Source organism: Rhizobium sp. GCM10022189, from assembly GCF_042656325.1.
Lineage (GTDB): Bacteria > Pseudomonadota > Alphaproteobacteria > Rhizobiales > Rhizobiaceae > Rhizobium.
In genome coordinates this window covers 161,019-178,785 of sequence record NZ_JBHSOR010000049.1, presented here as the reverse complement: position 1 = coordinate 178,785, position 17,767 = coordinate 161,019, and the positions used below count along the sequence as shown (strand labels likewise).

19 protein-coding genes are annotated in these 17,767 nt (G+C 63.9%); 10 read left to right on the top strand and 9 right to left on the bottom strand.

The genetic code is table 11. From position 1 onward, the window contains the following. Positions 1–51: 51 nt before the first annotated feature. Positions 52–1,515 carry a betaine-aldehyde dehydrogenase gene (gene betB, locus ACFPWW_RS21945; RefSeq protein ID WP_112704250.1) on the bottom strand — a complete coding sequence of 488 codons (1,464 nt, stop codon included), beginning with the start codon at positions 1,513–1,515 and terminating at the stop codon, positions 52–54. Further along, positions 1,512–2,138: a transcriptional regulator BetI gene (gene betI / locus ACFPWW_RS21940; RefSeq protein ID WP_112568444.1), complete on the bottom strand. Its 627-nt coding sequence runs from the start codon at positions 2,136–2,138 to the stop codon at positions 1,512–1,514. Before betI ends, betB begins: the two co-directional genes overlap by 4 nt. A gap of 155 nt (positions 2,139–2,293) precedes the next feature. Here betI and ACFPWW_RS21935 point away from each other — a divergent pair, with 155 nt between their 5' ends. The 4 genes from ACFPWW_RS21935 to ACFPWW_RS21920 all read left to right on the top strand — a co-directional run bounded on the left by ACFPWW_RS21935 (position 2,294) and on the right by ACFPWW_RS21920 (position 6,321). Continuing rightward, entirely contained in the window at positions 2,294–2,842 is a 549-nt protein-coding gene (locus tag ACFPWW_RS21935; protein ID WP_112568445.1) for an HdeD family acid-resistance protein, read from the top strand. A gap of 203 nt (positions 2,843–3,045) precedes the next feature. Beyond that, positions 3,046–3,288: a ribbon-helix-helix domain-containing protein gene (locus ACFPWW_RS21930; protein WP_112568447.1), complete on the top strand. Its 243-nt coding sequence runs from the start codon at positions 3,046–3,048 to the stop codon at positions 3,286–3,288. 153 nt (positions 3,289–3,441) lie between these two features. Beyond that, on the top strand, positions 3,442–5,247 hold the full coding sequence (locus tag ACFPWW_RS21925; protein ID WP_112568449.1) for a GGDEF domain-containing protein: 1,806 nt from the start codon (positions 3,442–3,444) through the stop codon (positions 5,245–5,247). A 78-nt stretch (positions 5,248–5,325) separates the two neighbouring features. After that, on the top strand, positions 5,326–6,321 hold the full coding sequence (locus tag ACFPWW_RS21920; RefSeq protein WP_112704242.1) for an NAD(P)H-quinone oxidoreductase: 996 nt from the start codon (positions 5,326–5,328) through the stop codon (positions 6,319–6,321). A 10-nt stretch (positions 6,322–6,331) separates the two neighbouring features. Here the strand turns inward: ACFPWW_RS21920 and ACFPWW_RS21915 are convergent, their stop codons facing one another. Continuing rightward, entirely contained in the window at positions 6,332–7,789 is a 1,458-nt protein-coding gene (locus ACFPWW_RS21915) for an MFS transporter (RefSeq protein WP_112756664.1), read from the bottom strand. Positions 7,790–7,890: 101 nt separating this feature from the next. Between ACFPWW_RS21915 and ACFPWW_RS21910 the strand changes: the two genes are divergently transcribed. Next, on the top strand, positions 7,891–8,514 hold the full coding sequence (locus tag ACFPWW_RS21910) for a helix-turn-helix transcriptional regulator (RefSeq protein WP_377313213.1): 624 nt from the start codon (positions 7,891–7,893) through the stop codon (positions 8,512–8,514). 15 nt (positions 8,515–8,529) lie between these two features. On the opposite strand, the gene ACFPWW_RS21905 is transcribed toward ACFPWW_RS21910, so the two are convergent. Continuing rightward, positions 8,530–9,741, bottom strand: coding sequence for an MFS transporter (locus ACFPWW_RS21905; RefSeq protein ID WP_377313212.1), 1,212 nt, complete (start codon positions 9,739–9,741; stop codon positions 8,530–8,532). 196 nt (positions 9,742–9,937) lie between these two features. Between ACFPWW_RS21905 and ACFPWW_RS21900 the strand changes: the two genes are divergently transcribed. Together ACFPWW_RS21900 and ACFPWW_RS21895 are read left to right on the top strand one after the other, a co-directional pair. Beyond that, positions 9,938–10,942, top strand: a complete 1,005-nt coding sequence (locus tag ACFPWW_RS21900) for an asparaginase (protein ID WP_377313211.1) — start codon at positions 9,938–9,940, stop codon at positions 10,940–10,942. Between the two features lie 148 nt (positions 10,943–11,090). Then, a complete protein-coding gene (locus tag ACFPWW_RS21895; protein WP_377313210.1) occupies positions 11,091–11,828 on the top strand; it encodes a hypothetical protein in 738 nt (245 codons plus the stop codon). Here the strand turns inward: ACFPWW_RS21895 and ACFPWW_RS21890 are convergent. Next, positions 11,803–12,558: a DeoR/GlpR family DNA-binding transcription regulator gene (locus ACFPWW_RS21890; RefSeq protein ID WP_377313209.1), complete on the bottom strand. Its 756-nt coding sequence runs from the start codon at positions 12,556–12,558 to the stop codon at positions 11,803–11,805. The two genes, ACFPWW_RS21895 and ACFPWW_RS21890, sit on opposite strands and share 26 nt — an antisense overlap. Positions 12,559–12,681: 123 nt before the next feature. Between ACFPWW_RS21890 and ACFPWW_RS21885 the strand changes: the two genes are divergently transcribed. Then, positions 12,682–13,038 (top strand): DUF4406 domain-containing protein, encoded by a 357-nt coding sequence (locus tag ACFPWW_RS21885; RefSeq protein WP_112568754.1) that lies wholly within the window; start codon positions 12,682–12,684, stop codon positions 13,036–13,038. A gap of 89 nt (positions 13,039–13,127) precedes the next feature. Further along, positions 13,128–13,748: a glutathione S-transferase family protein gene (locus ACFPWW_RS21880; protein WP_112757978.1), complete on the top strand. Its 621-nt coding sequence runs from the start codon at positions 13,128–13,130 to the stop codon at positions 13,746–13,748. Here ACFPWW_RS21880 and ACFPWW_RS21875 read toward each other — a convergent pair. Continuing rightward, positions 13,745–14,104, bottom strand: coding sequence for an MmcQ/YjbR family DNA-binding protein (locus ACFPWW_RS21875; protein ID WP_112568463.1), 360 nt, complete (start codon positions 14,102–14,104; stop codon positions 13,745–13,747). The genes ACFPWW_RS21880 and ACFPWW_RS21875 overlap by 4 nt on opposite strands. A gap of 43 nt (positions 14,105–14,147) precedes the next feature. After that, positions 14,148–14,321 carry a hypothetical protein gene (locus ACFPWW_RS21870; RefSeq protein ID WP_377313208.1) on the bottom strand — a complete coding sequence of 58 codons (174 nt, stop codon included), beginning with the start codon at positions 14,319–14,321 and terminating at the stop codon, positions 14,148–14,150. 191 nt (positions 14,322–14,512) lie between these two features. Between ACFPWW_RS21870 and ACFPWW_RS21865 the strand changes: the two genes are divergently transcribed. Continuing rightward, positions 14,513–15,409, top strand: a complete 897-nt coding sequence (locus ACFPWW_RS21865; protein WP_112756651.1) for a LysR substrate-binding domain-containing protein — start codon at positions 14,513–14,515, stop codon at positions 15,407–15,409. Between the two features lie 2 nt (positions 15,410–15,411). Here ACFPWW_RS21865 and ACFPWW_RS21860 read toward each other — a convergent pair whose 3' ends face one another. Together ACFPWW_RS21860 and ACFPWW_RS21855 are read right to left on the bottom strand one after the other, a co-directional pair. Next, entirely contained in the window at positions 15,412–16,077 is a 666-nt protein-coding gene (locus tag ACFPWW_RS21860; RefSeq protein WP_112568469.1) for a glutathione S-transferase family protein, read from the bottom strand. Positions 16,078–16,172: 95 nt separating this feature from the next. After that, positions 16,173–17,555: a TIGR03808 family TAT-translocated repetitive protein gene (locus ACFPWW_RS21855; protein WP_377313207.1), complete on the bottom strand. Its 1,383-nt coding sequence runs from the start codon at positions 17,553–17,555 to the stop codon at positions 16,173–16,175. Positions 17,556–17,767 lie beyond the last annotated feature (212 nt).

Below are 17,767 nucleotides of genomic sequence, written 5' to 3'. Positions count from 1 at the left end.
CTGTTCCCTTTGGATTGTCGTGTGCAACGGATGCTTCGGTTCCGGATGGGCTCAGTAGGGCGAGGCGACCGGCCCCATGCCGACATAAACCGTCTTCAGCTCGCTATAGTGCTCAAGCGCCGCCAGGGAGTTCTCCCGCCCGAAGCCCGATTGCTTGGAGCCCCCGAACGGGATTTCCACCGGGCAGAGATTGTAGCTGTTGATCCAGAGCGTGCCGGCCTCGAGCTGATCGACGACACGGTGGGCGCGGGTCAGATCGGCGGTGAAGACGCCGCCGGAAAGGCCGAACTCGGTCGTGTTGGCGCGCTTGACGACTTCGCTCTCGTCGTCGAAATCGAGCACGCACATGACGGGGCCGAAGATTTCCTCGCGGGCGATCGTCATGCCGTCGGTCACGTCGGCAAAAACGGTCGGCTGCACATAATAGCCTTCGCCCGTCACGTGGTTCGGAATGCCGCCGCCGGCAACAAGCGTCGCGCCCTCCGCCTTGCCCTTCTCGATATAGGCGAGCACCTTCTCGCGCTGCGCCCAGGAAACCATCGGCCCGAGCTGCGTGGCCTCGTCCATCGGGTCGCCGATGAGGATCGCCTCGGTGCGCGCCTTCAGCCGCTTGAGGAATTCGCCCTTGATTTTCTTCTGCACGAAGACGCGCGTGCCGTTGGAGCAGACCTGGCCGGTCGAATAGAAATTGCCGAGCATCGCCCCGCCGACGGCGCTGTCGAGATCGGCATCGTCGAAGACGATCAGCGGCGACTTGCCGCCAAGCTCCATCGTCACGTGCTTGAGCTGGCCGGCGGCGGCGGCCGCCACCTTGCGCCCGGTCGGTACCGAGCCGGTCAGCGACACCTTGGCGACGTCGGGATGGTTGACGAGCAGCGGCCCGGTGTCCCGGTCGCCCTGGATGACGTTGTAAAGCCCTTTCGGCAGGCCGGCCTCATGCAGGATCTCGGCGATGGCAAGCGCGCCGAGCGGCGTGGTTTCCGAGGGTTTGAAGATCATCGCGTTGCCGGCCACCAGCGCCGGCGCGCCCTTCCAGCAGGCGATCTGCTGCGGATAGTTCCAGGCGCCGATGCCGACGCAGACGCCAAGCGGCACGCGTTTCGTATAGGCGAAATCCTGGCCGAGCGGGATATGTGAGCCGTTCAGCCCCGCCGGCGCCACGCCGCCGAAGAATTCGAACGCGTCGGCCCCCGAGGTCGGGTCGGCGACGATCGTTTCCTGGATCGGCTTGCCGGTGTCGAGCGTTTCCAGCTCCGAAAGCGCGCGGTTGCGCTCGCGCATGATCTCGGCCGCGCGTTTGAGGATGCGTCCGCGCGCCATCGGGCTCAGCGCCGCCCATTCCGGCTGTGCGCGCCTGGCGGCCGCGACCGCCCTTTCGACGATGGCGGGTGTCGCGGCATGGAGCCTGGCGATCACCTCGCCGGTTGCCGGATAGATGCTCTCGATGAGCGTGCCGCTTTCATCCTCGACATATTCCCCGTCGATGAAATGCGATGCTTTCGGCTGGGCTTTCATGTCATCTGTCCTTGGGTGGTTCGATCTGGTTGTCCCTTCTCCCCTCGGGGAGAAGGGGAGGTGGCTGCCAAGAGCGCATTCACATAATCCTCCGTCAGCGCGATCGAGGCCGTAATGCCGATCGGCGCCGATTTCAGACTTTGCCGGATATAGAGCCCGTCGATCATCGCGGCAGCGCCCTCGGCGATGCGTTCTGCGGCATCGGCCGGACAGAGCGCCTTGAGGGCGGCAAGCAGATTGGAGCGCAGGCGCCGCGCGTAGATGACGAGGAAACGCCGCGTCTCTTCGGATCGCTGCGCCTCGGCATAGAAGGCAAGCCAGGCCGCGATCGTCTGCGGGGCAAACTGGTCGGCGTTGAAGCTGACGCGGATGATGGCCGAGACCCGCTCGCGCGGGGTTGCGGCCTCCCGCAGCGCCGTCACCGCGTCCTTGCGCAGCTGGCGCAGAAGGAAACGGATCGTCTCGATCAGCAGCTGCTCCTTGCTGCCGAAATAGTGATGCGCAAGCGCGGGCGACACGCCGGCCCGCCGGGCGATGTCCGACATGGTGACGGTCAGCGAGCCGTGATCGCCGATCACCCGCAGCGCCGCATCCACTAGCGCCTTGCGGCGCACCGGTTCCATTCCGACCTTCGGCAAGCTCAATTCTCCCGAGAACAGCTGGAGCGTATTTTTGATTGACTGATCAATCAATAAAAATCTTTCGCCGAATTGACGCCGCGCATCTCTTTCCGCGCGAAATTGCTGCAGCATATTTCCGGCAATCAGGAGGTGTGCCCATGGCCAATATCTATGACGGAATGCCCGCATCCCCGCTGCGGTCGAAATGGATCTGGTTCGTCGGTCTCGGCGTGCTGCTTCTCATCTGCGGCCTCGTCGCCCTCAGCAACCTGCTGATGGCGACCGTCGCCTCGGTCTTTTACGTCGGCATGCTGATGCTGGCGGGCGGTGTCATCTATCTCATCCACGCCTTCCAGGTGCGCGGCTGGGATCACGTTCTCTTCTGGGCGTTGAGCGGCATCCTTTATGTGCTCGCCGGCATCTGCGCCTTTCTCAATCCCATCCTCACCTCGGCTGCCTTGACCATGCTTCTGGCGGTCGCGCTGGTCATTGCCGGTGTCTTTCGTCTCTTCGTCGGCAGGCGCATGCGGCCGCTCAAGGGCTGGGGCTGGATCGTGGCAAGCGGCGTCATCACCGCGCTCGCGGGCTTCGTGATCGCGCTCGGCTGGCCGGCGAACAGCCTCTGGATCCTCGGCCTGTTTCTGGCGGTCGATCTCGTCGTGCAGGGCTGGACAATGATTGCCTTCGGCCTAGGTATCCGCTCTTGAGCCCCTGGCAGGGAGGCGACCGTAGATCGTTTCTTTTTTGACAAGAGGGTGACGGAATACTAAAATTTAGGGGTTGAAGGCCGGCTCCGCAGAAGAGCCGCCTCCTGTGCTGAGGCACTTCGGCATTGGTGCGCGTCGCCACGAGAAGCCGAAAATGGACCCCCGAGGCAATCTCTGCCGAAATACAATGGGAGGAGAATTCCATGCCGATGGTCACCGTTTCCATCTCACCGCTCCAGGCAGCAGGCATTCGTGACGCTGTCGATCAAGGCGGATATGCGTCGAGCAGCGAAGTCGTGCGCGAAGCATTGCGCCTGTGGGATGCCGCCCGCAAATTGAACGAATATCGCGGCGATGTTCTGGCCGACGAAGGCACGCCGAGCGGCGGCAGGTGCGTCGCCGACATGTTTGCAGATCATGAAGCGGAACACCGCCGCACGGCCTGAATAGGCCTTTGATTGCAAACGGAAAATCTAATAAACGTTGGGCGCGTATGAACGCCTGCGCCTTTCACAAAAGTTTCATATTGGCGAAAGGGTTCGTTGACCCTTCTGCCCCATTGTCCGACCGAAAAAGAAAAGGTCACAGTGGAGATTGGCATGTCTTTGGCTGCCAGCGTCGAACCGGGTGTCGTGCGTCGTTACGCCAGCGACCAGATCGTCACCCTCGCTAAGCTCGTTATCGAAAATGCGTTTCAGCCGATTGTCGAAGCCGGCACCGGCACGGTGTTCGGTTACGAATCCCTCATGCGCGGGCAGGACCGCATCGGCTTCGAAACGCCGATCGAAATCCTCGACGAAGCCCATGAGACAGGTCAGCTCCTGCCGCTCGAGCAGATGGTCGCCAACCGTGCGCTCGCCAAGTTTTCCACGCTCTCGAACTTCGCCACCGCGACACTTTTCCTCAATCTCGATGTGCGCCTCATCCCGCATGGCAATCGTCTCGTCGAAAACCTGCTGCTGCAGTTGAAGACGGCCAACATTCCGGCATCCTCCGTCTGCTTCGAATTTTCCGAGCGTTTCGACAATACCAGCGTGCCGGAATTCGCAGACCTTGTCTCGCGCCTGCGCAAGGCCGGCTTCAAGCTGGCGATCGACGATTTCGGCGTCGGCCACGGCGAGATGAAGCTTCTGTGCGACTATTCCGTCGACTATCTGAAGATCGACCGCCATTTCGTCGCCGATATCGATCGCAGCCCGCGCAAGCGCCACCTGCTGAAAAGCATCGTCAACATGGCCCATGTGCTCGGCACCCGCGTGATCGCCGAGGGTATCGAGACGGAAGCCGAATTCATCGTCTGCCGCGACTATGGCGTCGATCTCGTGCAGGGCTGGTTCATCGCGCGCCCGTCCACGCATCTTTCCGAACTCGTGCCCGCCTTCCCGCACCTGCAGGAGCTTGGCAAGAACAAGGGCAACAGCCAGTCGCTCGACGAAATCCTCATCCGCAAGCAGATCGAAATGCTGCCGACCGTCTATGAGAGCGACGGCATCGACACGGTCTTCGAACTCTTCCGCCGCAATCCGCGCCAGGCCTATTTCCCGGTTCTGAATGCCAATGGCGAGCCGCGCGGCATCATCCACGAGCACCACCTCAAGGAATATATCTACCAGCCCTTCGGCCGCGACCTCCTGAAGAACAAGGTCTACGAGCGCACCATCTCGCATTTCGTCGAGCGCGCCCCGATCGTCGGCCTCGACAGCGACGCCGACCAGCTGATGGCGATCTTCGCCAATATGGAAGGCAGCAACTGCCTGATCCTGACCGACAACATGCGTTATGCCGGCGTCGTTTCCGCCGCCTCGCTGATCAAGGTCATCAACGAGAAGCAATTGAAGACGGCGCAGGACCAGAACCCGCTGACCGGCCTGCCGGGCAACCGCGCCATCAGAGATTTCATGCGCAATGCCGGCCGCGACGGCGATGAAGTGCGCCACTTCTGCTATTGCGACTTCGACAATTTCAAGCCCTTCAACGATGCCTACGGCTTCCATCTCGGCGACCACGCGATCTCGCTCTTTGCCGCGCTGATGCGCCGCTATTTCTTCGCCGAGCGCCATTTCCTCGGCCATGTCGGCGGCGACGACTTCTTCATCGGCGTCGTCGGCTGGACGAAGGAGGAGCTGACGGAAATCCTCGACCGGCTCATCAGCGATTTCCACGACGACGTGCTCGATCTCTATTCCGACGAGGACCGCGCCGCCGGCCGCATCCGCGGGCATGATCGCGCCGGCGCCGAAGCCTTCTTCCCGCTGATGCGCTGCTCGATCGGCGTCCTGGAACTGCCCGAAGGTCTCGTCATCGACGACATCAACCGCGTCAGCGCCGAGATCGCCCATGTGAAATCCGGCGCCAAGGAGAGCAACGAGGGCCTCGTATTCCACGTGCTGGGCGAGGCGAATTGACGCCTCTGCCACTTCCGGCCTTCCCAAGCCCTGGAGCCTGATTTATCTCCAGAGCTTCGGAATCGGGAGAGCCGGGTCATGTCGTTGCCGTCGCATATGCGTTTTGTCGATCTGCCCTCTTTCGGCGGGCCGGAGGCGATGGTCATCGCAAACGGGCCGGTGCCGCTGCCCTCGGAAGGCCAGATCCTCGTCCGCAGCGAAGCGGTCGGCGTCAACCGCCCGGATATTTCCCAGCGCCAGGGCAGCTATCCGCCGCCGAAGGACGCCAGCCCCGTCCTCGGCCTGGAGCTTGCCGGCGAGGTCGTCGCGATCGGTCCCGGCGTGACGGGATTTTCGCTGGGCGACAGGGTCTGCGGCCTTGCCAATGGCGGCGCCTATGCCGAATATTGCCTCCTGCCGGCCGGTCAGGTCCTGCCTTTCCCGAAAGGTTACGACGCGGTGAAGGCCGCGGCCCTTCCCGAGACCTTCTTCACCGTCTGGGCCAACCTCTTCCAGATGGCGGGGCTGACGGAAGGCGAGAAGGTGCTGATCCACGGCGGCTCCAGCGGCATCGGCACGACCGCCATCCAGCTTGCCCGCGCTTTCGGCGCCGAGGTCTATACGACCGCGGGTTCGAAGCAGAAGTGCGAGGCCTGCGAGAAGCTCGGCGCCAGGCGCGCGATCAACTACCGGGAAGAGGATTTCGCCGCCGTCATCCGGCAGGAGACCGGCCAGGGCGTCGATATCGTGCTCGACATGATCGGCGCGGCCTATTTCGAGAAGAACATCGCCTCGCTGGCGAAGGACGGCTGCCTCTCCATCATCGCCTTCCTGCAGGGCGCGGTGGCCGAAAAGGTCAATCTGACGCCGATCATGGTCAAGCGCCTGACGGTGACGGGTTCGACCATGCGCCCGCGCACGGCGGAGGAGAAACGGGCGATCCGCGACGATCTTCTCTCCGAGGTCTGGCCGCTTCTGGAAGCCGGCACGGTCGCCCCCGTCATCCACAGGACCTTCGCCTTCGAGGACGTGGCCGCCGCCCACCGGCTGATGGAGAGCGGCAGCCACATCGGCAAGATCATGCTGACGCTCTGACATCTTGCATTCACGCGTCCGGCTGTCTGCAAACCGGCGGTGATGTCCGCGCCGGTGCTGCAAGCGACAGCGCAGCGCCCGTTGCGATCAGCCCCGGCAGGGCCATGACGAGATAGAGCCAGCTCGCGGCCGAAAGCGTGCCCGCAATGCCGCCCGGCTCGACCAGCCCCGCGCCGTTGGCGATGACGCCGGCAAAGGCCGCGCCGAAGGCGCTGCCGAGCGAGCTCATGGTGGGGATGGCGGCGGAAGCCTTGTCCTGTTCGCTGTCGGCCACCAGCTTCAGCACCTTGGCGACGAGATGCGCCCAGCCGAGGCCGACACCGAAACCCATCATGAACATGGCGACCGCCGCCGGTCCGAGAATGACGAGATGCGCCTGCGGGTTCTCGCGGGCGAGGAAGACGGCGAGCACGGCCGTCGCGACCGCTTCGGTCAGGCAGCCCGCAACGATCGCGGCATTGGCTTTCCGGCCGGAGAAGGAGCCGCTGAAGAAGGCGGCCACCGTCCAGCCGAGCGCGACGAGAGCCACGAGATAGCCGGAAACCAGCGGCGTTACCCCGTGCAGGACCTGCAGGAAATAGGGAACGAATATGTCGCTGACGAGAACGAGGTTGAGGCCGATCATCGTCAGGTAGACCCGCGATATCGGCTGGCCCAGCGTGACCGCGCCCGATGGCAGCAGCCGGTTGCCGCCCCTGCGTTCCATCACCAGCATGGCGCCGACGGCGATGGCCGCGACAGTGATCAGCCCAGCCTTGGCTACCGTCACCTCGGTCGTGCCCGCGGTGCTGACCAGCAGCACTGCGGCAAGCAGCAGGCAGATCTGCGCGACAGGCATCCTTGTCTGTTCACGGTCGTCCTCGGCCTGCGGGAGCAGCCGCGGCGCCAGCGCCGCCATCAGCACGCCAAGCGGCACGAGTACGGCAAAGGCATAGCGCCAGGCGCTGCCATGCGCGAAGAAGCCGCCGAGCGTCGGACCGATGACGGTCGAAACGCCCCAGATCGCCGCATAGAGCGTCGAGGCCTTGGGCCAGAGCGGCTCGGGATAAACGAAGCGGATGAAGGCGTAACAAAGGGCGGCGAGGGCGCCGGTGCCAAAACCCTGCACCGTCCGGCCCATCAGCACGACCGGCATCGACGGCGCGGCCGCGCAAATCAGGCTGCCGACGCCGAAGATTGCGGCCGCGATGATATAGACGCCGCGCAGCCCGATATTCCTCGGCCGCATCGCCACGAAGATCGAACCCAATATGGTGGCGGCGACATAAAGCGTCGTCACCAGCGAAAACAGTTCCAGCCCGCCGACGTCGCGCACGATGCTGGGCGCGATCGTTGCCGTGATGTAGCTCTCGACGGCGGAAATCGTCATGCCGCCGCCCAGCATCAGCGTTGCCGGCAGAAGCGCGGGAGAAAACAGCCGGAAGACGGACGTGGGCGAGCCTGAAGGTTCCAGGGCGGTTTCGGACATGATGAATCCTTGCGTTTTTCCTGACCCGTGATTATTTTCCAAGTTATGCATTGGAAAATTGCATGGGTCTCGAATTAAAACAAGAGATAACTTGGAAAAATATGCGCCAGTCCCCCGTCAATCGTATCCTGATCCTGTTGAAGACAGAAGGGCCGCAGGTTGCCGCCGCGGTCGGCGATGCGCTCGGCATTTCCGGCGAAGCCGCTCGCCAGCAGCTCGCGAAGATGGCGGAGGAGGGGCTGGTGGAGCCCGTGGCCGTTGCCGCCGGGGGCAGGGGGCGTCCGAGCCAGCTCTGGCATCTGACGGCCGAGGGCAACAGGCATTTCCCGGACGGCCATGCCGAGCTGACGGCGAGCCTGCTGACGACCCTTGTCCGGCAGCTCGGCCCGGCGGCACTCGATGCCGTCATCACCGCCCGCGAAAACGAAACGCTGAAGCGCTATCGCGACGAACTGGCGGACAGGGCCGATCTTGCCGCCCGCGTCGAAGGGCTTGCCGCCATCCGCAGCCGCGAGGGCTATATGGCCGATTGCTGGCAGGAGGAGGACGGCTCGTTGATGCTGGTCGAGAACCATTGCCCGATCTGCGCGGCGGCAACTACCTGCGCCGGCTTCTGCCGCTCCGAGCTCGAAACCTTCCGCAGCGTGCTCTCGGCCAATGTCGAGCGCAGCGAACATATCCTGCTGGGGGCGCGCCGCTGCGCCTATCGCATCACGGCCGGATGACCGGACACGAGCCAGCTAGGCGGGCTGGCGCACCCGGCCGCCGCTTTCCAGATAGAGCAGGATGACGATGGTGACGACGCCGGTGGCTGCCGCGACAAAGGCCGTGCCGGAATAGTTCGTCACCGCCGTCCCCAGTGCGAAAAGCCCGGCGGCAACGCCGATGCCGATAAAGGTATTGAGCGAAATGAGCGAGCTGCCGAGGCCCGGCCGGTCGGCGATCAGGTCCTGCAGATAGGTGATCGGCAGGCTGAGGATGGCGGCTGCCCCGCAGGCGTTCAGGCCGAGCAGCGCGTAGAGTTGCCAGGGCGCGGTCGCAAAGCCGAGCAGCACCAGATAGAGGCAGTAGAGCGCCGTGCCGAAGGCCAGCACATGCACGGTATGGAAGCGCCGCTGCACCAGCCCCCACATCATCATGAAGGGCATTTCGAGGAAGGCCGTCAGCCCCGACAGGAAGCCGACATCGACGACGCTGCCGCCGATCGAGTGCACGACGATGAGCGGCGATACCATGCCGTTCAGCCGCTGCAGGCCGAGCAGCAGCGACATGACGAAGACGCGCAGGAAAACGTCGGGCGCAAAGACGCGCTTCAGCGAGGCGAAGAAACCGGGCTGGTTGGGCGCCGGCTCGCGCACCGGGCCGTTGCCGGGCGCGAAGAAGAAATAGAGGCAGAAGCAGATGAGGCTTGCGGCCGCCGCCACCCCATAGGCCGGCGTCATCGACGGCGACGTCACGAGCGCCAGCCCGACGAGGCCCGGCGCGACGGCCCAGGAGCCGGAATAGAGCGCGCGCACCGTCGACGTGATGGCGACCGCCTCGCTGCGGGCCAGCTGGTTGGTGCGCGCCCTGACGCTGGCAAAGAGCACCGAATAGGTGGAATTGCTCATCGGCACGAGGAAGAGCACCGAGAAGATGAAGACGGCGGGACTGTGGATGAGCGCGATCGATCCGAAGCCGATGATGCCGGCGACGGAAAGCGCCAGCACCAGCGGGCGTCTTTCCGTCAGCCGGTCCGACCATATGCCGAGCGTCAGGCTGATCGCCACGTTGACGACGGCGGCAAAGAAGACCAGCGCCGAATAGGCGCCGTCGCTCATGCCGAGTTCGCTGATGCCGATGATCGACTGGTAGGGAACCGTCGAGGCATAGGTGAAGGCCAGCGCCACCAGCGTGACGGTCGGAATGCGGATGCGGCTGTCGCGGATGATCGAAGAAAATGAGGATGGCATGAGAATGAGTCCTGACGCGCCACCTTTAGCCCCATCGCGCCTACACGCAAAACGATAGTTTGCCGCACCAACAGTCACTTCGTGTGATGGCTGTTCAGATACTGTGATTGGCCGATAACGCAGCGAATTCCATTGGCTTTCGCAGAGCGAGGCGGTATGGCTGCGGTCTTCTTGCCCATAATCCGGATTCATGCCCATGCCCAATCCCGTCCTCGTCGAAGTCACCAGGGGCTCGCTCGTCGAAAGCCGCCATCACGGCTCTGTTGCGGTCGTGGACGGCGATGGCCGTACCGTCTTTTCGCTCGGCGATATCGAGGCGGCTGTCTTTCCGCGCTCGGCCTGCAAGGCCATGCAGGCGCTGCCGCTGGTCGAAAGCGGCGCGGCGGACGCGTACGGTTTCGGCAACAGGGAGCTGGCGCTCGCCTGTTCCTCGCATAGCGGCGAGGACGAGCATGTGGCGCTTGCCGCTGCCATGCTCGCGCGTGCTTCCCGTGACGTCGGGGCGCTGGAATGCGGCGCGCACTGGTCCTCCGACCAGACGACGCTGATCCATCAGGCACGCACGGTCGAAAAGCCGACCGCGCTTCACAACAATTGTTCGGGCAAACATGCCGGTTTCGTCTGCGCCTGCTGCCATCAGGGCATCGAGAGCAAGGGCTATGTCGGCTACGGCCATCCGCTGCAGCAGCAGATCCGCGAGACCATGGAGAGCCTGACGGGCGCCGCACTCGGCCATGACAATTGCGGCACCGACGGCTGCTCCATCCCGACCTATGCGGTGCCGCTGAAAGCCCTGGCGCACGGTTTTGCGAAGATGGCGACAGGCAACGGCCTCGGCCGCGAGCGCGCGGCCGCTTCCCGCCGCCTCCTGCAGGCCTGCATGGCGGAACCTTTCTATGTGGCCGGCACCGGGCGCGCCTGCACCGAGCTGATGCAGATCGCCCCCGGCCGCATCTTCTGCAAGACGGGCGCGGAAGGCGTCTTCTGCGCAGCCCTTCCGGAGCAGGGCATCGCGATCGCGCTGAAATGTGACGACGGTGCGACCCGCGCCGCCGAGGCCATGGTCGCCGCAGCGCTTGCCCGCTTCTTCGACAGGGGCGGCAGGGAACATGCCGCCCTGAGCGCGCTGGCCAACAGGTCGATGCGCAACTGGAACGGCATCCATGTGGGCGATGTCAGGGTGACGGATGCCCTTGCCTGATCGCCGCCGATCCGCGCATTGTTAAACATATAAGTTATAAAAAAAATAAGAATTGCCTAATATAAAAGGGGCACGTCCCGGCGGTCGGACATGCCTTTCGCGGTGACGGAGCGAAAATACGGTTCCTCCGAAGCTGCGAGGGCAGAAGATGTTCGCAGGCCGCTATTTATGGTGGATGCTGACCGGCATCATTCTCCTGATATTCTCTGCCATCTGCCTGGACCACCTCACCTGGCTCGTGCTGCAGCTCTCCCATTGCGTGGAAATGGCCGGGTCCTGCATGCCGGTGGTGCGGTTCATGGGCGGTACGCTGAAAACCGCGCTCGCCTGGATCGCGATCGGCATTCTGTTCGGCACCGTGATGCTGCGGCTTGCCTATCTCGCGCTTCTGCGGTCTTGGGGACCGCTGGCGGCCCTGTGGTTCATGGCCTGCGCGCCCTTCCTGCTGTTCGTCGCAACCGGCGAACGCCTGCAATGGCAGGCGATTTCGGCTGCGTTGCCGCTCGCCTTCCTCTTCCTCGCCTGCCTGCTTGCCTATCTCGCCATTGCCTTCGAGGAGGGGGACACCAGGCCCTTCGGCGCCTCGCCGCTTCTGCGCGGCATTGTCCGCGCCGCCGCCCTCTATGGCGCGCTCGCCGCTCTTGCCGAAATGAGCTGGCTGCCATGGGCGGTGGCGAAGGCTCTGGCCCTGCCGGCGCTCCCGGCCGTGATCGCCAATCTCCAGCCGCGCCTGCAGGCTGCGCTGGCGCTTGGCTTCGGCACGATCCTGCCCGGCATCTTCGTGCTCTCGGTCTTCGTCGTCGCGCTGCTTCTCACCCTGCTGCCGCCGGGCCTCGTGCCGCCGCTCCGCCGCAAGCGGGTCAGGCTGCGGCAAGTGCGACATTGAGCTCGGCATAGGGCCGAAGCCGCTCCGCCGGCATCTCGGCCGGCACGATCATTCCCGCCACCTGGCTTGCGGCAAGCACCTGGCAGGGCGAAACCAGATCGAACTTCTCCGCCGTCAGCAGGACATGCGTCTCCGCCGAACAGCGCGCGATGTGCCGCTTGATTGCCGCCTCCTCGAAATCGCCGGTCGAGAACCCGTGCACGGGATGGACGGCCGTGACGCCAAGGAAGAAGAGATCCGGCCGCAGGGCCGAAATTGCCGCCATCGCCGCCGCGCCTGTCGCCACCATCGAATGTTTGTAGAGCCTGCCGCCGCACAGGATCACTTCCGCTGTCGGGTGATGCTCCAGCTCGGCGGCAATCGTCGGGCTGTGGGTGGCAATGGTGAAGGCAATGTCGCGCGGCAGCTGGCGGGCGACCTCCGCCGTCGTCGTGCCGCCGTCGAGAAACACCATCTGCCCGGCCTTCACCATCTGCGCCGCCTTTGCGCCGAGCCGCGCCTTGACTGCGGAAGCGACGTCGCGGCGGGCCGTGAAGTCAGGCAGGTCGGGGGCAACGGGCAGGGCGCCGCCATGCACGCGCTTCAGCAGCCCCTCCGCCGCCATCTCCCGGAGATCGCGGCGGATCGTATCCTCCGACAGCGCGAAGTCCTCGGCCACGCGTTTGGCGATCACCTGTCCGTCACGGCGCAGGATGTCGAGGATAAGGGCTTTGCGTTGCGTGGTCAGCATGGCGATCTCTGCACGAAAATTTACGAAATATCGTGAATATGCACGATACGACTCGACATTCAAGAAATATCATGCATTTTCGCGAAATCCCGTGCATGAAGCCGGGAGTTGATGGAGACGACCATGTTGATTTTGATTGCCGGGCCTTACAGGTCCGGAACGGGCGATGACCCGGCGAAGATGGCGGCCAATCTCAAGCGCCTGGAGGAGCCGTCCTATGCGCTCTTCAAGGCGGGCCATCTGCCTGTCATCGGCGAATGGGTGGCCTTGCCCGTCTGGCACGCTGCCGGCGGCAAGGCGGTCGGCGACGACCTCTACGAGGAAATCTTCCATCCGGTCGCCGGTCGCCTGTTGCAGCTGTGCGAAGGCGTGCTGCGCCTGCCGGGCGATTCCAAGGGCGCCGATAACGACGTGCGCATCGCCAGGGAGCGGGGCATCCCCGTCTGGCACCGGCTGGAGGACGTGCCGGGCTGCGCCTGATGGGCACAAGGCGGCGCGAATGACGAAACCTGGTCTTCCGTTCGCCGCGGCGCACGCGCTATAAGGCTCCCCGAAAGGGGAGTCCCACCATGCTCACACTCTATTTCGCCCCCGGTACCTGCGCGCTCGCAAGCCTCATCGCGCTCGAGGAATCCGGCCTTTCCTTCGAGACGAAGAAGGTCAACACCCGCGAGAACGAGCAGCGCTCGCAAGCCTATCTGGAGATCAATCCGAAGGGGCGCGTTCCCGCGCTTGCGACCGATCGCGGCGTCCTGACCGAGACGACGGCGATCCTCGCCTACATCGCCCAGATGGCGCCGGCAGCAAGGCTCGCGCCTCTCGACGATCCCTTCGAGTTCGCCCGCCTGCAGGCCTTCAACGGCTATATTTCGTCGACCGTGCATGTGAACCATGCCCACCGCCCGCGCGGCTCGCGCTGGGCCGATGACGAAGCGGCGCTGGAATCGATGAAGGCCAAGGTGCCGCAGACGATGGCGGAAAGCTTCGAGCTGATCGAAACGAAGATGTTTGCGGGACCGTGGGTGATGGGCGAGGCCTATACGGTCGCCGACCCCTATCTCTTCGTCATGACCGGTTGGCTGCCCTCCGACGGCGTCGATCCCGCCCGGTTCCCGAAGGTGAGCGAACATCATGCCCGGATGCTGGAGCGCCCGGCCGTCCAGCGCGCGCTGGCCCGCGAAAAAGCCTAGCCACAGGCCCGATAGGCCGAAATCAGCTTCTTCGGCGCCCGGTAGGTCCAGGCGTCGATCAGCCGCTGCCTGAGTTCGTCGTCGCCGATGGCCGCGATGCGAACCGGCAGGTGCGGCCAGCCGACATAATGGTTCGTCTGATAGTAGATATCGGGCGCCATCGTCAGCAGGTGCTCCTTGTGGTCGATCGGCACCGAGATCACCACCGTCTCGTCGTTCTTGACCGCCACGAAACTCTTGCCGCCGACCTTCAGCGCCAGGTTGCCGTAGGAGGTGCTTTCCTCGATGCCGGGCAGGCCGGCCTCCTTCGCCAGCCGCTTCAGCCGCGCCAGAATGTCTTCCACGCTCTCCGTCATGGTATCCGCCCTGAATCGTCCCCGGCGGAAATCTAGCATATATTCAGACGCATTTCTCTAGTTGTCGTTGCAACGGCGGTTTGGGAGCAAGCACCGGCAGAGGCAGGTCGGCAAGCTCCCGCTGCGACATGGAGGCAATGTCGGGATGGGCGAGAAGATCGGCATCCCCGTCATATTCGCCTTGCGAGACCCTGGCGGCAGGGTCTGACCGGCTCAAGAAAAACTTCAGCAATGACATCTTGCTCTCGCTTTCTGAGGGCGGGCTCGGCTTTCGCCGCACATATTCCCGCGGGCGCCCGCGCTCGGTTCATGCTACGCTTCGGACATCATCGTCCCGCCATGCCAATATTGGCGGCGAAGGCCTGTTTTTCAATTGAGATTACCGGGTTCCTGCTATAGGAAAACTATATGAGAAATCTCAACTCCGTCCATCTCAACGGCCTTCGGGCGCTGGAAGCCGTCGGCCGGCTCGGCTCGCTCCAGGCGGCTGCGGACGAGCTTGGCGTCTCCGTCGGCGCCGTCAGCCAGCAGGTCATCAAGGCTGAAGGCCAGCTCGGACGGCTGCTCTTCGAGCGCACGCCGAAGGGCATGCTGGTGACGGAAGCCGGCGCGCCTGTTCTGGCGGCGCTCAACGAAGGCTTCCTGCACCTTTCCGAAGCCGTCGCGATGGCGCAGCGCAAGGACGAATGCATCCTGACCATTTCGGTCGCACCCGTTCTCGCCGCCCGCTGGCTGGTCTGCCGGCTGGACCGCTTCATGGAGCGCCATCCGGAGATCAACCTGCGCCTCGACGCCACGACCAGGCTCGTCAATCCGGCCGCCTCCGATATCGATGTCGCCATCCGCGTCGGCAAGGGCCATTGGCCGGGCGTGAAGGTCGAGCATCTGCTCGATCAGGTCGTCTTTCCCGTCTGCTCTCCTGAAATGGCAGCACGGCTGAAGGAGCCGGCCGATATCCTGAAACTGCCTGCCGTCATCGATGCAAATGCCATGTTCACATGGGATGTCTGGATGCGCGCGGCCGGCCTTTCGGGCGCGCCGCCTGTCGTGCGCCACAGCTTCAACGACGCCTCGCTCTGCCTCGATGCGGCAATCGCCGGCCAGGGCGTCATGCTCGCCTGGCAGACGCTTGCCGGTTTTTCGCTGCGCGAAGGGCGGCTGGTCGCGCCCTTCTGCATCCGCGCCAATACCGGCGACGGCTATTATTTCGTGACGCCCGAAGGCGGCCGCGAACCGAAGACGGTGCGCGACTTCAAGGCCTGGATCCGGGAGGAAATGGCCGAGACGGCGGCGCTCTTCGAATAGCGTCAGACCTCGACCGGCTCCAGCGCGCGCTTGCGCTGCATTTCCAGATAGGCCGGGCGCGACTGGCAGCGCCGGATCCAGGCATCGATATTCGGATGCGCGGCAAAAAGGGCGGTTTCGCTCTGGGCGTAGCGCAGCACTTCCGCAATGTTGAGATCGACGACGGTGAACCGTCCGCCGACGATCCAGTCCTTGCCCTCGAGATGCCGTTCGAGAACCGACAGCGGCCGCTTCATGGTGCGGCAGGCGACATCGATCACCGCGCGTCCCGCCTCGGTGTTTTCGCGGCCGTTATCATAGGTCGAGACGATCTTGCCGGTATTGCCGTCAAGCTCGGAAACTGCCCAAACCGTCCACATCGTCATCAAACCGTCTTCTTCGACGGTTTTGCCGCCAAGCTCGCCGCCATATTTGCGCGCAAGGTAGAGGTTGATCGCCAGCGACTCGTTGAGCACGAGGTCGCCGTCCTTGATGGCCGGGATCATCGCCATCGGATTGATGGACAGGAAATCCGGCGAGAGCGTGTTGACAGGCGCATCCGGCGACAGCGGATTGGCAAGCCGGCTGGCCTGCAGCACCGGCACGGACTGGAATTCGATCCCCAGTTCCTCGGCCATCCAGTAAACGCGCGCGCAACGCGAGCGGTAAACCCCGTAGATCGTCAGCATGGCAATGTCCCCTTCCTTTGTCCGCAGCCTAGAGCCGGCAAGGCTGCGAAAAAAGCACCTTCGGATGATAGGTCGATGAAAGCTTTTGATGGCGCTCAGGAAATCCGGTTGCGCTCGACCGTCAGCTGCCCGTAGCGGGAATTGTCGCCGGCAAGCTCGTCCGAGACCTGCTTCTCCCATTCGAAGCCGAGCACGGCGCCCTTGCCCATGTCCTGGAAGATATTGTCGGTGATGACGGCCGAACCGGCGCCTTCGGCAACCGAAACCGCGCAGCCGACCGGCGATTTGCGCACCACGTTGCCGTTGACGACGACATTGCGCAGATAGGGTCCCCAGCCGATCTGCAGCCCCCAGCGCGGCGCATCCTCGATCACGTTGCCCGACACCAGCGTATCGGCTTCCGCCGCAATGCCGATGCCGAAGCCGACCTCGTGTTTGTACGGCCCTTCGAGCGTCAGGTTGCGGATGACGTTGCCCGTCACGCTGGCCAGCCGGCCGCCCTGGTCGAAATTGGCGATCGAAATGCCGTTCGCCGCCCCGTCGATCACATTGCCCGTGACGACGGCGCCGACGAATTCGAACTCCACATAGATCGCCGTCTCGCCGGAGCGGCGGCACTGGTTGTTGCCGATCAGGATGTTGGAGCCGGAATTGGCGCGAACGGCGGTGAAGGCGCAGTCGGCGATCTGGTTGTTCGTCACCGTCACGCCGTCGGCGCGGAAAATATTGATGCCGTTGCCGTTTTCGCCGGTGCCGCCGTCATTGGCGCGGATATTGGAAACGCGGTTGCCGGACACGATCGTGCCGTCCTCGGCCTTCTTCCAGCGATGCACCAGAATGCCGCCGTTGCCGCAATCCGAAACCGTGTTGCCCGTTATCGAAAGCCCCGAGGATTCCACCGCATAGATGCCCGATTGTCCGGCGCCCGAGATCCTGCTGCGCTCGATCCGCCCGCCGCAGCCCTCGAGCTGCAGCGCGTGCTTGCGGCTGCCGGCGATGTCGCAATTGTCGATCAGCACCTCGCCGACGCCGGTAAACTGCACGAGGGCGCCGGCATAATCGGCAAGCCAGCGGTTCGATCCGTCGATGACAAGATCGGAAAGCGCAATGCGCCCCACGTTGTCGGCGCTAAAGAGATGGCCCTCGCCGGTATAGACGATCCTTGTCGCGCCCGGCACGCCCGATATGCGCGTATTGTCCAGCAGCGTCAGGTTGGAAACGCGGTAGGTGCCCGGCGGCAGGAAGACCGGCACGTTGTCGCGCGCCGCCTTGTCGATCATCTGCTGCAGGTCGCGGTTCTTCCTGTCGCCGCTTTCGGGAACGGCGCGATACTGCACGGCATCGATTGCCCCGCGCAGGCCAGGCTGCCCGGCACCGGGCGGAGCCGCAAAGGCGCGCGGCGCGGCCATGGCCGCTGCCGAGGCGGCCAGCGCGCCAAGCATATCCCGCCGGGAGATCTTGCTGAAATCCGTTTTCATGCCGGCGCCGACGCAGGATTCGTGCCAGCCGAAATGCCTCTTTTCGGCACATATCCGCAAGAGAGGAATAACCGTGGGTCGAGTGGCAAGCGCAACCTTCCGTATATTTTTGTCTTGTTCACCTTTCCATTTAAACAACCCGAAGGAAATGCTCGCTATTTTGGAAAGCGGTTTCAGTTATGACTATTGTGCACAGGCCTGCGAGTACCGGG

Excerpts from the sequence above, each read along its gene's own strand:
- betB (WP_112704250.1), bottom strand. The coding sequence starts at position 1,515 with ATGAAAGCCCAGCCGAAAGCATCGCATTTCATCGACGGGGAATATGTC.
- betI (WP_112568444.1), bottom strand. The coding sequence starts at position 2,138 with ATGGAACCGGTGCGCCGCAAGGCGCTAGTGGATGCGGCGCTGCGGGTG.
- ACFPWW_RS21935 (WP_112568445.1), top strand. The coding sequence starts at position 2,294 with ATGGCCAATATCTATGACGGAATGCCCGCATCCCCGCTGCGGTCGAAA.
- ACFPWW_RS21930 (WP_112568447.1), top strand. The coding sequence starts at position 3,046 with ATGCCGATGGTCACCGTTTCCATCTCACCGCTCCAGGCAGCAGGCATT.
- ACFPWW_RS21925 (WP_112568449.1), top strand. The coding sequence starts at position 3,442 with ATGTCTTTGGCTGCCAGCGTCGAACCGGGTGTCGTGCGTCGTTACGCC.
- ACFPWW_RS21920 (WP_112704242.1), top strand. The coding sequence starts at position 5,326 with ATGTCGTTGCCGTCGCATATGCGTTTTGTCGATCTGCCCTCTTTCGGC.
- ACFPWW_RS21915 (WP_112756664.1), bottom strand. The coding sequence starts at position 7,789 with ATGTCCGAAACCGCCCTGGAACCTTCAGGCTCGCCCACGTCCGTCTTC.
- ACFPWW_RS21910 (WP_377313213.1), top strand. The coding sequence starts at position 7,891 with ATGCGCCAGTCCCCCGTCAATCGTATCCTGATCCTGTTGAAGACAGAA.
- ACFPWW_RS21905 (WP_377313212.1), bottom strand. The coding sequence starts at position 9,741 with ATGCCATCCTCATTTTCTTCGATCATCCGCGACAGCCGCATCCGCATT.
- ACFPWW_RS21900 (WP_377313211.1), top strand. The coding sequence starts at position 9,938 with ATGCCCAATCCCGTCCTCGTCGAAGTCACCAGGGGCTCGCTCGTCGAA.
- ACFPWW_RS21895 (WP_377313210.1), top strand. The coding sequence starts at position 11,091 with ATGTTCGCAGGCCGCTATTTATGGTGGATGCTGACCGGCATCATTCTC.
- ACFPWW_RS21890 (WP_377313209.1), bottom strand. The coding sequence starts at position 12,558 with ATGCTGACCACGCAACGCAAAGCCCTTATCCTCGACATCCTGCGCCGT.
- ACFPWW_RS21885 (WP_112568754.1), top strand. The coding sequence starts at position 12,682 with ATGTTGATTTTGATTGCCGGGCCTTACAGGTCCGGAACGGGCGATGAC.
- ACFPWW_RS21880 (WP_112757978.1), top strand. The coding sequence starts at position 13,128 with ATGCTCACACTCTATTTCGCCCCCGGTACCTGCGCGCTCGCAAGCCTC.
- ACFPWW_RS21875 (WP_112568463.1), bottom strand. The coding sequence starts at position 14,104 with ATGACGGAGAGCGTGGAAGACATTCTGGCGCGGCTGAAGCGGCTGGCG.
- ACFPWW_RS21865 (WP_112756651.1), top strand. The coding sequence starts at position 14,513 with ATGAGAAATCTCAACTCCGTCCATCTCAACGGCCTTCGGGCGCTGGAA.
- ACFPWW_RS21860 (WP_112568469.1), bottom strand. The coding sequence starts at position 16,077 with ATGCTGACGATCTACGGGGTTTACCGCTCGCGTTGCGCGCGCGTTTAC.
- ACFPWW_RS21855 (WP_377313207.1), bottom strand. The coding sequence starts at position 17,555 with ATGAAAACGGATTTCAGCAAGATCTCCCGGCGGGATATGCTTGGCGCG.